The sequence below is a fragment of the Lactobacillus sp. CA30L genome (assembly GCF_059900845.1).
Genome location: NZ_JBWXGB010000012.1, coordinates 1 through 13168 on the forward strand (window position 1 = coordinate 1; position 13168 = coordinate 13168).

The 13168-nt window shown below is 50.7% G+C and carries 12 protein-coding genes; 4 read left to right on the forward strand and 8 right to left on the reverse strand.

Going from position 1 to position 13168, the window contains the following annotated elements:
- Nucleotides 1-147 precede the first annotated feature (147 nt).
- From AC2JF8_RS09100 to AC2JF8_RS09120, 5 genes are all read right to left on the reverse strand, one after another.
- Nucleotides 148-690 (reverse strand): cob(I)yrinic acid a,c-diamide adenosyltransferase, encoded by a 543-nt coding sequence (locus tag AC2JF8_RS09100; protein WP_500762776.1) that lies wholly within the window; start codon nucleotides 688-690, stop codon nucleotides 148-150.
- Nucleotides 668-1216 (reverse strand): ECF transporter S component, encoded by a 549-nt coding sequence (locus tag AC2JF8_RS09105; RefSeq protein WP_500762777.1) that lies wholly within the window; start codon nucleotides 1214-1216, stop codon nucleotides 668-670. The genes AC2JF8_RS09100 and AC2JF8_RS09105 overlap by 23 nt, the downstream gene beginning before the upstream one ends.
- Before the next feature lie 4 nt (nucleotides 1217-1220).
- Nucleotides 1221-1613, reverse strand: coding sequence for a DUF4430 domain-containing protein (locus AC2JF8_RS09110; RefSeq protein ID WP_500762778.1), 393 nt, complete (start codon nucleotides 1611-1613; stop codon nucleotides 1221-1223).
- 45 nt (nucleotides 1614-1658) lie between these two features.
- Entirely contained in the window at nucleotides 1659-3893 is a 2235-nt protein-coding gene (gene nrdJ, locus AC2JF8_RS09115; protein WP_500762786.1) for a ribonucleoside-triphosphate reductase, adenosylcobalamin-dependent, read from the reverse strand.
- 257 nt (nucleotides 3894-4150) lie between these two features.
- Nucleotides 4151-4336 (reverse strand): hypothetical protein, encoded by a 186-nt coding sequence (locus AC2JF8_RS09120; RefSeq protein ID WP_500762779.1) that lies wholly within the window; start codon nucleotides 4334-4336, stop codon nucleotides 4151-4153.
- Nucleotides 4337-4524: 188 nt separating this feature from the next.
- Here AC2JF8_RS09120 and AC2JF8_RS09125 point away from each other — a divergent pair, with 188 nt between their 5' ends.
- Together AC2JF8_RS09125 and AC2JF8_RS09130 are read left to right on the forward strand one after the other, a co-directional pair.
- Nucleotides 4525-5238, forward strand: coding sequence for a YjjG family noncanonical pyrimidine nucleotidase (locus AC2JF8_RS09125; protein WP_500762780.1), 714 nt, complete (start codon nucleotides 4525-4527; stop codon nucleotides 5236-5238).
- 223 nt (nucleotides 5239-5461) lie between these two features.
- On the forward strand, nucleotides 5462-6226 hold the full coding sequence (locus AC2JF8_RS09130) for a pyrroline-5-carboxylate reductase family protein (protein WP_500762781.1): 765 nt from the start codon (nucleotides 5462-5464) through the stop codon (nucleotides 6224-6226).
- A 105-nt stretch (nucleotides 6227-6331) separates the two neighbouring features.
- Here AC2JF8_RS09130 and AC2JF8_RS09135 read toward each other — a convergent pair whose 3' ends face one another.
- Nucleotides 6332-7342, reverse strand: a complete 1011-nt coding sequence (locus AC2JF8_RS09135) for a D-2-hydroxyacid dehydrogenase (protein WP_500762782.1) — start codon at nucleotides 7340-7342, stop codon at nucleotides 6332-6334.
- A 379-nt stretch (nucleotides 7343-7721) separates the two neighbouring features.
- Here AC2JF8_RS09135 and AC2JF8_RS09140 point away from each other — a divergent pair, with 379 nt between their 5' ends.
- Both AC2JF8_RS09140 and AC2JF8_RS09145 read left to right on the forward strand, forming a co-directional pair.
- Nucleotides 7722-8549, forward strand: a complete 828-nt coding sequence (locus AC2JF8_RS09140) for an exodeoxyribonuclease III (RefSeq protein ID WP_500762783.1) — start codon at nucleotides 7722-7724, stop codon at nucleotides 8547-8549.
- 60 nt (nucleotides 8550-8609) lie between these two features.
- A complete protein-coding gene (locus tag AC2JF8_RS09145; protein WP_500762787.1) occupies nucleotides 8610-11456 on the forward strand; it encodes a DEAD/DEAH box helicase in 2847 nt (948 codons plus the stop codon).
- A gap of 128 nt (nucleotides 11457-11584) precedes the next feature.
- Here the strand turns inward: AC2JF8_RS09145 and AC2JF8_RS09150 are convergent, their stop codons facing one another.
- Entirely contained in the window at nucleotides 11585-12664 is a 1080-nt protein-coding gene (locus AC2JF8_RS09150; RefSeq protein WP_500762784.1) for a serine hydrolase domain-containing protein, read from the reverse strand.
- 174 nt (nucleotides 12665-12838) lie between these two features.
- The coding region (locus AC2JF8_RS09155) for a hypothetical protein (protein WP_500762785.1) at nucleotides 12839-13168 on the reverse strand (330 nt) is incomplete at its 5' end.

Here is a 13168-nt window from a genome sequence, read left to right on the forward strand (position 1 = left end):
TGGTCTCCGATCTATTTGAGTTTGGTAAATAAATAATATCAGGGCCAAGACAAAATGTATACGAAAAAAGGCGTTGAGTTCAACGTCTTTTTTTGTTGGTCCGGGAAATAGTTTTTTCCCAGACTCTTTTGTGTAGTAGATGTTATCTTATTTGCTTTTGCTCTTGGTTTCTTCAACGCCTTCTAAAACATTGGCATAGCGGGCCAAGGTAAAAAGGTAGTCTGACAGCCGGTTGATGTATTGCAGCAGCGCGGGTGCCAGTTCCTGCTGCTTTGCGTTCAGCTGCACCAGCGACCGCTCGGCGCGGCGGGCGACCGTCCGCGCGTAATGCAGGTGGCTGGCGGTAAGGCAGCCACCGGGCAGAATAAAGTGGGTCATTTGCGGAATGTGAGTATTGAGCTCATCAATCCGCTTTTCCAGGTCCTCAACTTTTTCTGGGGTGATTTCCTCATGCCGCTTGACCACAATGTCGCTCTCCAATTCATAGAGCGCGCGCTGCAAGTCCAGCAGTGGCGCACGCAGCTGCTGACACTTGGGCGATAGGCTCGCGATTGCGACGCCCAGGTAGGAGTCGAGCTCGTCAACGTCGCCCACGGCCGCAATCTGCGGGTCGTACTTGGGCACCATTTTGCCGGTAACCTGCTTGGTGAAGCCCTGATCGCCCACCTTAGTGTATATTTTTAGTGCCATGATAGCCTCCCTGCTTTTTTAAGTAGTGGTCAAGCGCCAGGTTGAGCGGCTTGTACAAAATGGGGTAGAAGATCAAGTTGCCGACGGCGTGGTAGGTGTCAAAGGTCAGACTGCCCGCCCAATAGGCTAAAAATGCTTGGAAGCCGCCAAAAATGGACATCCCGAAGTCCACGAAGCAGCCGTATTCCCAGCCTAAAAAGGCGGCAACAATCAATTGCAGGGTAAAGTGCTTTTTAAGGGGCGTTACCTTGGCCAGGAGGGCAACGGTTAAGATGCAGCCGCCGTAGGCCAGGATCTGGGCAATCGTCCAGATGCCAAAACCCAGGTAAATGTTGGAGACAACCATCGTCAAAATGGCGAGGACAAAGCCGAAACCGAGGCCGACGTTGAGCGTCACAATCATCAAGATGGCGGTAACTGGCTGGACGTTGGGCATGGGAATGATTTTGAATAGCCGCAGGGCCACGCACATTGCCGTGAGGATGGCAAGCAGCGCAACCTTCTTGGTTGAGTCGAGCATGCGCATCGGCTTACTTCATCTTTGCCAAGGTGAATTTAACCTCATCATTTTTAGCCAGTTTTTGCTGATTTGCACTCTTGGAAGCAAACTTGCCGTTAATGGTGTAGGTCCAGTAGATTTTTTTCTTGGCGTCTTGCTTTCTGTTGTCGATAGCAGTGATAAAACCCTTAGTGCTGTCAACTTTCCAGGCTTTCTTCAAGCCCGTTAGCACGGTTGTTTTTTGGGGGACTTTGACGGTCTTCATGATTGCGTCCTTCTTAACCTTGTCAACAAGCGTATACGTGACGGTAATTTTGCGGGGAGCAGCGGGCTTTTGACCGCTTTGCGTGTTTTGGCAGCCCGTGAGGGTGAAGATGAAAATGGTAGCGATTCCTGCAAGTACTGATGCTCTGTTTTTTTTCATGGTTAAAGCTCCTAAATAAAATGCTAAATATTCTTCGGCGGTTAATTACCTAACCGGGCACGCGCCGGACTCACAGTCGGCCTGGTCGACGAGTTCGAGGTCCTTTTGGTCGTCATTTTGCTGGGCAAAAACGGTGGCGACGTTGCCGCTGATTTCGGCCTTGCGCTCTTCGTAAGTGGCCTTGTCGATTGGTTCCTTCGGTGCCTGCTTGAGGGAGCCGCCGTAGTAAGGCAAAAGGGAGGTCGACTTGATGGTGTGACGGTACTGCGTTAAGAGCGGCGTGATTTGGTCGCCCTCCTTATTTTGGAACGTCACCGTGCAACTGACCGCGTTGTCGGACCAATAGGTCTGCAGGAAGGCCTGGGTGGCAAACTGCTCGGCAATTGAAACGGTCCCGGCCGACGCAAAGTTTTCACTATCGGCGTGTGCGGCCCGCAGCGGGAACTCAACGCAGGTCGTGTTCGGCGTGTAGATGTCGGGCTCGGAATGGTAGCCACAGTCATCCAGCGCCTTGAGCAGCGGGTCGGATGACTGGAAGCGAATCCGCTGAATCAAGTAGCCGGCGTAGTGGAAGTGCATCCCCTCGGACGCACCCGCCAATTTGGCCACCGTGCCGGAAGGCTTAACCGTCGTGTGCTTAATTGACGGCTTGCAGCCCAGGGCTTTGCTGTAGTCAGCATCGGCGTCTACCACCGCTTGGTATGCGTCTGATACCATCTTGATGCCCTTGGGGTCATAGATTGGCACCTTGATCTTGGCGCCGGTTTCCTCGTCAACGCCGTCCTTGAAGCCGGTAACGACGCGGTGGCCGAGGTCGTTTAGCAGCCAGTCCTGAATGCCGGACATGGAGACGCCGATCCGGCGGTTCTTGTAGATAATGGAGCGGGAGATTTCCCAGTCGTAGTCGCTGAAGGTTACCCGCTTGGTGTAACGTGCGGCCAGGCCGAAGACCTCCTTCAAATCCCAGCCCTGCTCCTCGGCGATGGCCGGGAAGACCTCGAACAGGTTGCAGGGTTCGCCGTTGGCCAGGGAGATCTCGCCGCACGGGTTGGTTCCTTCGACCTCGCCGTCGATGCCCTCCTGGTAGCCGTCGATAATGCGGCCGTAGTTCCGGGAGAGGTCGAGGTTGACCACGCCGGGTTCGCCGTTTTCCCTAATGCCGTTAGCAATCGGTTCGTAGTCCCTGAACTTGGAGTCAATGGCGACACTATTGTTGGAGGCCCAGCGGTGGTGGTAGAGCTTGTCCTTATCCTGCTTCATGGTGATGAAGTCCTGGTCGTCCTTGGATCCCAGGGCCAGTTCGGCTGACCGGCGCACGTTGCCGGCCACGACGGTCTTGCCGATTAGGTTGCAGATATCGGTGGCATCAACGGAAGTGAGCATGGCAGTGGCCCGGTTGTTGATGATCTGGTTAATATCAAAAAGCATCTCGACCAGTGGCATCGGTCCGGAAGCCGTGCCGCCAAAGCCGTGAATCTTGGCCCCGTATGGCCGGATGTCGCTGATGTCAAGCACCAGCTTGGTCTTGTTTTCGGGGTTGGTGGCCCTAAAGTGCATGTCGATCAGGCGTGCGTTGGCCAGGATCCAGCCCTCGCGCGTGTCGGGCAGTCTGTAGTAGACGTAGTCACTGGCAGCCTTGTTTTCCTGGGCCCACGCGTCTTTATCGCTTGCGCCCAGCTTAACGGACGCATCGTAAGAGGCACTGGACTTGTCAATGATGACGCTTAAGTCGATGCTGTTATCGACGCGGGGGATTTTCTCAATGTTTTCTTTGACAACGGAAAAACCGACGCCGCCCCCCTTCATCAACTGGTCAAAGAGAAAGGAGAAGGGCATTGAAACGGCCAGTTCGTTCTTGCCGATATAATTGGGGATGATGTGACTGTTGCCGTATTTCTGCGGGCGGATCGCGATGAACCAGCAGTTGTTCAGCGAATCACCGGTGCGCTTCTGGTAGTCGGTCCCCGAGACCCACAGGTTGCGGCCCGACGGGGTGGCGGCCAGTCCGTAGACCAGCCTGAAGAGCCTCTGGGCCTCCAGCGTTAGTTCGTCCACGACGTCCTGCGACGGGGAATTTTGCAAGCGGGGGTCAAGGTTAATGTTGCCCTCAATCACTCGCTTGATCGTCTCGTCCCAGTTTTCGGAGCGCTTTTGCTCCGGCAGCCACCTGGCGTAGGTACGCTTGTAGGTGACCCAGCCCAGTTCACCCCAGTGCGGCGTAACGGTTTGTTTCACTCGCTTGATATAGTCCTGACCTAAAGATATTCGCGGATTTTTCATATTCAAAGTCACTCCTCCAAAACTACTAATGTTTCACAGCCACATCATCTATTGCTACACCAAGAACTATAACACAATATCTTGTATTTTCTAAGGGCAGAAAGGAGGATCAAGCTGCGCGAAGAACGGTTGATTTAAAGGCGCGTAAGAATTAAGCCGGCTAAAAAATTTGTAAAAATCATATAGGAATTGGTTAGACTAAAACGCACAATAAGATAAGCCTTATTGTGCGTTAAAATATCTAATTATGCTTGAAATCAGTGCCGAAGCAGCGTGCACCCCAGGCAGATTAAGCCGCCGAGGAGCAGAAGGGGCACAAGCAGGTGAACGAAGAAAAAGAACCCTAACCCGCAAGCCAGCAGGAAAAGAAGGATTTTAAGCAGGCCCACCCCCAGCTTAAAAAACAGCCAGAGAAATCCAAATAACAATAATAATGTAAGCAAGCTTAGCCACCCCTTCCTCTAGAATTAAGGATAATTATAGTACGTTTGGGGCCGGCAGCAGCAATTATCCAGCGAAACTTTAAAAATAATTAATTATACCGCTTACAGCCCTAAAATTGGTATAATGGTCTTCCCACGCTATTAGTGAACGTGCTATTTTGAAAAATGACTGGAAAGGACGAGTTAATTTGCGCTTCAAACAAATAATTTTTGACATCGATGATACGCTGATCGACTTCGCAGCCACGGAAAGCTTTGCCCTGCACAGCCTCTTTAGGGCCCACCGCTGGGTGCTTGACGATGAATTGCAGCGGCGCTACCACGCATACAACCAGGGCCTGTGGCGGCAACTGGAGCAGGGCAAGATCGATTACGACCAGCTCACGCGGACGGTCTTCAGCAGCTTTATCAGGGAAAATCTGCACATTGAAGTTGATGGTCGGGCAATCATGGACGAGTACCGCTCGTACTTTGGCGAGTCCTACCAGCTCCTTCCAGGCGTTAAGGATACGCTGCGCTTTGCCAAGCGGCAGGGCTATAAGCTGACAATCCTGAGCAACGGCGAGGCCTTCATGCAGCGTCACCGCCTTGAACTAGCGGGCATTAGGGATTACTTTGACTTGATTGTCACGTCGGAAGAGGCCGGCTTTTCCAAGCCGGACCAGCGGATCTTTGATTACTTTTTTGCGCACACGAAGATTGGCCCCGCAGAAACGGTCTTCTTCGGCGATGGCCTGCAGTCGGATATCCTCGGGGCGGAGAAGTATGGCTTTGCCAGCGTTTGGTACAACCACCGCCACCGCAAGAACAGCCTGCACCTGCATCCCTTGTGCGAAGTGACCAATTACCCGCAGCTTGTTGGCCTGCTTAAAAATGACTTTCGGGTCAACCGCAAAGTTTGATCTTATTTGTACATAAAGGCGCGTCAATTAAGTATAATTGAGAAGAAGGGCAGGGTGCTTGCTGCGCCAGTAAAGCGCACCTCCTTTGATGATGATATTGAGATAAATAATGGCGTCAAGGACGTCGATTATGGGTCTTGGGGCACGTAGCGGCGCAAGTTGCCGGCGATCCGGATAAGAGTGCTTTTTGATTGGAAAAGCGTTAGTAAAGGGGAATTTGGGAATGAAAGTTGGATTTATTGGTACCGGCAAGATTGGCGGTGCACTCATTAGGGGGCTGATGCACGGCAAAGTGGCGCCAGCGGATATTTACGTTTTTAACGGCGGCCACGAGTCGGCCCAAAAAATTGCGGCAGCTAGTGGCTTGCACTTGGTCGATAACTACGCGGAATTTAACGGGTGCCAGGCGGTTATTGTTGCCGTTGGCGGGCCCGTCACCGACACGATTTTGGACAAACTGGGTCAAAAGTATCACGGCATCATCATGTCAACCGGTGGCGGCAACCTGATTGAGGTTAACAGGAAGCTGCCGGCGGGCTCTTCCTTTGTCAAGATTGTTCCCAACACCCCGGTCCAGATTGGCGAGGGCATCACAGTCGTCAGCTTTGCGCCTGAAGCCAATCAAAACGTACGTGACGCCGTTACGACGCTTTTGTCCTTAACCGGAGACGTGTACGTTGTGCCGGAGGAAAAGGCGGGCATTTATGGTACGGTTGCGGGGTGTACTCCCGCCTACGTTGACTTGATGATCAGTGCCCTGAGCGATGCGGCCGTGCAAAACGGCGTTAAGCGGGCCGAGTCTTACGCCATCATTGAAAAGATGATTTTGGGCACGGCCAAGCTTGCCCTGGCTAGCGAAGAACTGCCGGAAAAGCTAAAGGATGAAGTGACTACCCCGGGTGGAAGCACCATTAAGGGCGTGGTAAAGCTTGAAGAGCTGGGCTTTAGGAACGCGTTGATTCAGGCCATCAACGCCTCGGCCAACTAAAATGCCCGTTTTTGCTGACAAAAAAAGAAGCACCGCAATTTTGCGGTGCTTCTTTGGATAAGTTGTATTTTTTAATGTATTTAAGAAGGGGAATAAGTTTGTGAATTAAAATTCTTTATCTAAGTCAACTGGCGTGTCGGGTTTTTCGCCCAAGATCAGTTTCAGGTTGTTGTCAAAAGCCTTGACGACCATGTTGCGGACCGCATGGGTCGTGTAGAAGGCGGTGTGTGGCGTCACCAAAACGTTCGGCCGTGCAATGAGGTCAGCCAGGCGCTTGTCCGGCAGTTCCTTGGTGCTAAAGTCACTGTTGAAGATGCCGACCTCGTTTTCGTAAGTGTCCATCACGAAACCAAAAATCTTGCCTGTGTCTAACCCACGCACAATGGCATCGGTGTCGACTAGCGGACCACGGGAAACGTTGACGATGACAACGTCATCCTTCATCTTCCTGATGGAATCGTCGTTGATCATGTGAATGTTTTCCGGAGTATCAGGCACATGCAGCGAAATCACATCGGATTGGGCGTAAAGGTCGTCCAGGTTGTCAACGTAGTAGCCCTGTTTCTCAAGCTCTGCGTTCTTGTAGATATCGTAAGCAATCACCTTGGCACCGAAACCTTCCATGATCTTCATGAAGACCTGGCCGATGTGGCCGGTACCAATGACGCCAACGGTCTGATCGCGCACTTCGCGGCCGATTGTTGGTGCCCAGCGGAAGTCATGCTTGGCAATCTTCGCATCCATGGCCTTGTCCTGGCGCAGAACCCGGGCGGCCTGGATAGCGGCGTGCTCGGCGATGGCATCAGGTGAGTAGACCGGAACGTTGGTCAGCTTGAAGCCAAGTGCCTTGGCCTTTTTTAAGTCGATGTTGTCAATTCCCACGTTGCGGATGGACCAGTTGTGAATTCCGAGTTTGTCTAGGGCCGCAATTGTGTCAGCCTTATAGTCCAGCTGCTGGTAGGTAACAACGCCGTCGGCACCCTTCGCCAGGGCGGCTGTTTCAGGAGTCAAGAGCTGGTCGGTGAAGTCAACCGTGACGTCTGGGTGCGCCTTTTTCCATTCGTGAACGTAGGGTTCCTCATCCTTGCGTATGGCATAAGCAAAAATTTTAGTCATAAAATCTAACCTCCATAGACTGTAATGTCATTTTCATTTCTTGTGCTATTATACACTTGCTCAATAATAAATAAAATAAAAAGCTGTGAAATATTTAATTTTATTGAAGCTTTATATAACGGTAATCGCTTACAATAATTATAATAACGGTGATTAAGCACTGCTCATGTGATGATAAATATTTTTAAAAGTTAGTGAATAATATTACATAATTAGCCGAATTATTTTAATGAAAAAATGAGCAACTGCTTGGCCCGCACCATCTGCCTGGGCACTATTAGCCCCAGCAGAAACAGGAAAAATAGTGCTCGGGGGCTGAAGTTTTGAGTCGTTCAAGAAAAACTATATAATGTCAAGGACAAGAAAAAAGGAGAAACAAATGATCTTAATTTCGTGGAATATTGATTCGCTAAACGCAGCTTTAACCGGTAGCTCCGTGCGGGCGGTGGAGACCCGCAAAGTCTTGCAAAAAATACATGACCTGGATGCGGACGTAATCGCAATTCAGGAGACTAAGCTGCGTGCAACTGGTCCAACCAAGAAGCACCAGGAGATTCTGACAACCGAATTTCCCAAATATGATTTTGTTTGGCGGTCATCCGAGGAGCCAGCGCGCAAGGGCTATGCGGGTACGATGTACCTCTACAAGAAGGTATTTAAGCCGGTTGTGACCTTTCCGAAAATTGGCGCACCGGAACCGATGGACGATGAAGGCAGGATTATTACCTTGGAGTTTCCAGCATACTTTGTGACGCAGGTATACACGCCAAATTCGGGCAATGGCCTCAAGCGTTTAAGCGAGCGGCAGGATTGGGATGAAAAGTATATCGCCTACCTTAAGCAGCTGGACCAGCAGAAACCGGTTATGGCGAGCGGCGACTATAACTGCGCACACACCGAGATCGACCTGAAGCACCCAGACAACAACCACCATTCGGCGGGCTTCACGGATGAGGAGCGGGCCGACTTTGCCAAGCTCCTTGCGGCGGGCTTCACGGATACCTTCAGGGAAGTAAATGGCAACGTTGAGGGGGTCTATTCCTGGTGGGCCCAACGGGTAAAGACCGCCAAGCAAAACAACTCCGGCTGGCGGATTGACTACTGGCTGACGAGCAACCGAATTGCCGGCAAGGTCAAGCGGTCGGAAATGATAGACACCGGCGTCCGGGCCGACCATTGTCCGATTTTGCTTGAGATCGATTTGTAAAAAGGGACTCCATTAGCTGGGTTCCCTTTATTTTTGGGAGGATGTTCTGGAGGCAATATGATGAACGAACCATTGCAGGATGCCATACTAAACGGGCTGTATGACCCCGATTATCCGGGCCACGAATTTTTGAGTCCTAAGCTTTTGCAAAACGCAAATGATGATAATATTTGGCTGAGCTTGCGCCAGGAGCTTTTGCACTGTCAAGACTTTACCTGGGCGGTGGCATTTGTGACCCCAGACATGCTGGTTCCCTTCAAGGTGGTCATGGCCGACCTGGCCGCTAAGGGGGTGTCAGGGACTCTGATTACCGGCGACTACCTGGCTTTCAATGACCCCAAGGTCTTTCATGAACTGATGAAGATTCCCAACTTAGTGGTCAAAATTGCGGAGACGGACGGCTTTCACGCCAAGGGCTACCTCTTTAACCATGCAGATTGGCAGACGGTTGTGGTTGGCAGCGCTAACTTCACACGCTCCGCGCTGCTGTGTAATTACGAGTGGGCCTTAAAGATCAGCTCAAAGGAGAATGCGACTCTGGCGCGGCAATTAGCCGGTCAGCTGCGTGAATTGCAGGCAACTAGCCGGCCGTTGACCGCTGACTGGCTCAAGAAATATGAAGACGGTTGGGTCAGACCGCAGCGGGGATCCCGGCCCCAAGTTAAATCCCAAACTGCGGTCGACGTTGTGCCCAACAAGATGCAGGAAGCAGCACTAAAGGAATTGCAGGACCTGGTTGAAAATGGTCAGAAGCGGGGCCTGATTGTGTCTGCCACGGGCACGGGTAAGACCTACCTGGGGGCGTTTGCCGTCAAGGACTTCAAGCCGCACAAATTTTTGTACGTTGTCCACCGCGAACAGGTTGCCAAGAAGGCCCTGGCGAGTTTTTACCGCGTAATTGGCGGCAACCGCAGCGACTACGGCCTCTTAACGGGGCACAAGCATGAATTAAGCTGCAAGTACGTCTTTGCGACCGTGCAGACGCTCAGCCAGGACGATTTGCTGAGAAGTCTGCCCGCAGATGAGTTCGACTACATCCTGATCGATGAGGCGCACCGGGCAGCGGCACCAAGCTACCAGAAGGTTTTTGCCAAGTTTACGCCCCGCTTCTGGCTGGGGATGACGGCCACGCCCGAGCGGATGGATGACCAAGACGTCTATCGCCTCTTTGACTACAACCTGGCCTACGAGATCCGCCTGCGCGGCGCCTTGGAAGAAAAGATGCTGGCGCCCTTTCATTACGTTGGGGTAACAGACTATGAGGCAAACGGACAAAACATTGACGAGACGGCCAATCTGCGCAGGCTGCTGGCCCCTGAGCGGGTGGATTATGTTCTCAAGCAGCTCGACTATTACGGCTACTGTGGCAGTCAGGCTAAGGGGCTCGTTTTCTGCAGCCGGCAGGAAGAGGCCCGCGCGCTGGCGGCGGCTTTTTCCGGCAGGAAGCACCCGGCCGTGGCCCTGACCAATGAGGACAGTGAGCGGCGGCGGACGCAGGTCGTGCACCAACTCGAGGAAGGGCAGATCGACTACATCATCACGGTTGATTTGTTCAACGAGGGGGTCGACATTCCCGCTCTCAACCAGATTGTCATGCTGCGCAACACCCAATCGAGCATTGTGTTCATCCAGCAGCTGGGCCGGGGCTTGCGCAAGTACCCGGGCAAGGATTACGTCACGGTAATCGACTTTATCGGCAACTACAAAAACAACTACCTAATCCCAATTTCTTTGAATCAGGATGCCAGCCGCAGCGTGGACCAGGCGCGGGCAGAGAGCAAGCTGCCGGGTTTCATCGACGTTTCCACAATTAACTTCAGCCGTTTTGCTTCGGACAAGATTCTGGCCGCCCTCGACCGTATCAAGCTTGACAGTATCAAGGAATTGCGCCAGTCCTATTTAGAACTAAAGGAAAAAATTGGGCGCCCGCCACTTTTATTTGATTTTAGCCGCTACGGTTCAACCTCGCCGGAAGTTTTTGCGGATAACCATAGCCTGCAGAATTACGGGCAGTTTTTGCAAAAGATGGGCAAAAAAATCAGCCTCGCCCCGTATGAAAACGCCGTCCTTTCTTTTGTGACCAAGGAACTATTGAACGGCAAGCGGCCGCATGAACTGGTGCTGCTAAAATTGCTGCTGGCTGAAAAACAGGTCAGTCAAGAGTCCTTTGAGCAGGCGCTGCGTGAGCGTGGTGCATACGTCAACCGGGCCGTTTTGAACTCGGTTGTGGGCGTCTTGACGCTTGATTTTTTTGATATTAAGCAGGGCAAGACGACGAAGAAAGCCCAGTACGGCGGGGCGCCCCTGGTTGAGCGGGTCGATCTTTTTAATTATGAATTGGCGCCGCGATTGGCCCAGGCCCTGGAGGGGAACCAGACCTTTAGGAGCCTGTTTGAAGACGCGGTTAAAACCGGTCTCGCAATGAATCAGGAATACGATAATCAGCAGCAGTTAACCCTCTACCAGAGTTATGACCGCAAGGACGTGTGCCGCTTGCTCAACTGGCCCAAGGACGTGTCCGCCCCCATGTACGGCTACCGCGTTGATGAGGACGAAACACCGATTTTTATTATCTATAAGAAGAGCGTGGACCAACAGCGCAGCGCCCTCTACCATAACACGCTGCAAGACGGACGCAGCCTGCGCTGGTATACGAGGTCGCCGCGGCACCTGGAGTCCGATGAGGTCCAGCGGCTGCTCAATACGCCGCAGATGAAGTTACACTTGTTCGTTAAAAGAAGTGATGCAGTTGGCAAGCGGTTTTTCTATTTGGGGCCGGCCGATATCCAGAAGGAGACGGTTAAGGAGGAATTGCTCGGTCCCCAAAAGAAGGCAACGGTGGGGATGAATCTGTTGCTTAGGCAGCCTTTGCCGGCTAGGATGTATAATTTGCTATTTGCTGAATAAACAGAGTTTGGGGGGGTCCCGGCCACCAAAAAAGACGTTGAACGCAACGCCTTTTTTATATACAATTATATTTTTTCTTAAACTTGCTAGTATTTCTTTATTAACTACTTTAGTAGTGGATTTATTGATTAACGTAGAGAAAATGTGTTGGGTTTGATGTGCTGCAATATTTCGTAGCCAACGTCCTTTTCATCATTTTCGTTATCATCAGTTTGGTTCAAGAACATGACAATGCCGTTCTGGTTATCGGTTGTCAATTGTACCCAGGTGCCAAAGTGCATGGTATTGAGACTACCATATGCTAGTTTAAGGGTATCGTTTTGCTTTAGATACATGCCGCCAGAATAATTGGTGGCCTTGCTCTTCAGGTGGGTTAAATAATAAAAATCATTTTGACTAAGAATGGTTCCGTCTGTCAGGCCAACTTGCATCTTGTAATATTCTTCAGGAGTGGTGAATAAGTTGCCTGCACCCGGAAGTTGGGAGGCAAAGTTGCGTTTGAAGTAACTGGCCTTTTGGTAATTCTTGCCGCCATTTGAATAGTAAGAAATAGGATCTGTTTTACCCTGGGGGATATTTTGATAGAGGTACGTATTTTGCAGATGCAACTTATTAATAACTCGGGATTGCAGATTGGCCTCATAGGATTGGCCGGTAACTTTACAGATAATGCCTGCAAGTAAAATATAGTTGCTGTTATTGTAGTGGTAAGTTCCGACTGTGTCCTGGGTAGCTGCGTTAATGTGATTGACTACCCAGTTGACCGCATTGGCTTCTGAATAGTTATAGCCGCGGGGTACTTCGGTTTGGGCTGCAGTTATCCCAGAAGTATGGGTCAGTAAGTTGCCCACCGAGATTTTGTTGGCATTTTTAAGATTAGGATACCACCGGGAGATTTTAGTGTTTTGCGAAAAAGCTTGGCTGGTGGTGCGCGATTCATTAATCAACTGAACGACCATGGCACCAGTGATGACTTTCTGTAGAGATGCTGTGGGGTAGACAACCCTAGCACTTCCATTGCCAATGCGCTTGCCATACCATGCATACCCGTAACTAATCGTTTGAGGGATGCCATCTTTTACAACTGTGATTACGCCACGCACGTGGTGTTTTTTAAATGTCTTCCTGACAAAATTAAACATTTCAGTTTGATCATTGCTAGCAGCTGTGGCCGTGGTTGTGGCCTTAGCTGCAACTGTGCCTGTCATTAATGGTAATGATGTCCCTAAAAGGGCAGTAGCTGTTAACGCTAAGATTCGAAGTTTCAAGATATAATTATTCTCCTTAAAAATATTAACTTAATTATAAAACGCTAAGATTAATAAAGGTATGCGTAAATATTAAGTTTATTTGACAATCCTCGATATACTTACTCGATATACTTAAATAAATGGAATAAGAACAGGGCGTAAATAAGAATGTTGGAACAATTCCATACAAATTTTAATAAAAAAACTCCCGCTAGCCGGGGCTTTGTCCTTATTTTGGAAAAAGATAAGCAAAAAAGCTTGCAAAAAGAGCGAAAGGTTGCTAGTATTAATAACTGTCGTCGGGCACTGAGCGCAAAAGCACAGGGCGCTAGGCGACAAATTTTCTGAAAAAGCCAGTTGACAAAACAAAGGAGCTTTAGTAAGATAAAAAACGTTGCTGTCGCAGAAGGCAGCAGCGGGCCAGAAAAAAGTTCTTGACAAGCGCAAGAATTTCTGGCAAAA

What these genes read in the sequence shown, in the direction of transcription:
- AC2JF8_RS09100 (WP_500762776.1), bottom strand. Translation starts at nt 690, where the DNA reads ATGGCACTAAAAATATACACTAAGGTGGGCGATCAGGGCTTCACCAAG.
- AC2JF8_RS09105 (WP_500762777.1), bottom strand. Translation starts at nt 1,216, where the DNA reads ATGCGCATGCTCGACTCAACCAAGAAGGTTGCGCTGCTTGCCATCCTC.
- AC2JF8_RS09110 (WP_500762778.1), bottom strand. Translation starts at nt 1,613, where the DNA reads ATGAAAAAAAACAGAGCATCAGTACTTGCAGGAATCGCTACCATTTTC.
- nrdJ (WP_500762786.1), bottom strand. Translation starts at nt 3,893, where the DNA reads ATGAAAAATCCGCGAATATCTTTAGGTCAGGACTATATCAAGCGAGTG.
- AC2JF8_RS09130 (WP_500762781.1), top strand. Translation starts at nt 5,462, where the DNA reads ATGAAAGTTGGATTTATTGGTACCGGCAAGATTGGCGGTGCACTCATT.
- AC2JF8_RS09135 (WP_500762782.1), bottom strand. Translation starts at nt 7,342, where the DNA reads ATGACTAAAATTTTTGCTTATGCCATACGCAAGGATGAGGAACCCTAC.
- AC2JF8_RS09140 (WP_500762783.1), top strand. Translation starts at nt 7,722, where the DNA reads ATGATCTTAATTTCGTGGAATATTGATTCGCTAAACGCAGCTTTAACC.
- AC2JF8_RS09145 (WP_500762787.1), top strand. Translation starts at nt 8,610, where the DNA reads ATGAACGAACCATTGCAGGATGCCATACTAAACGGGCTGTATGACCCC.
- AC2JF8_RS09150 (WP_500762784.1), bottom strand. Translation starts at nt 12,664, where the DNA reads ATGACAGGCACAGTTGCAGCTAAGGCCACAACCACGGCCACAGCTGCT.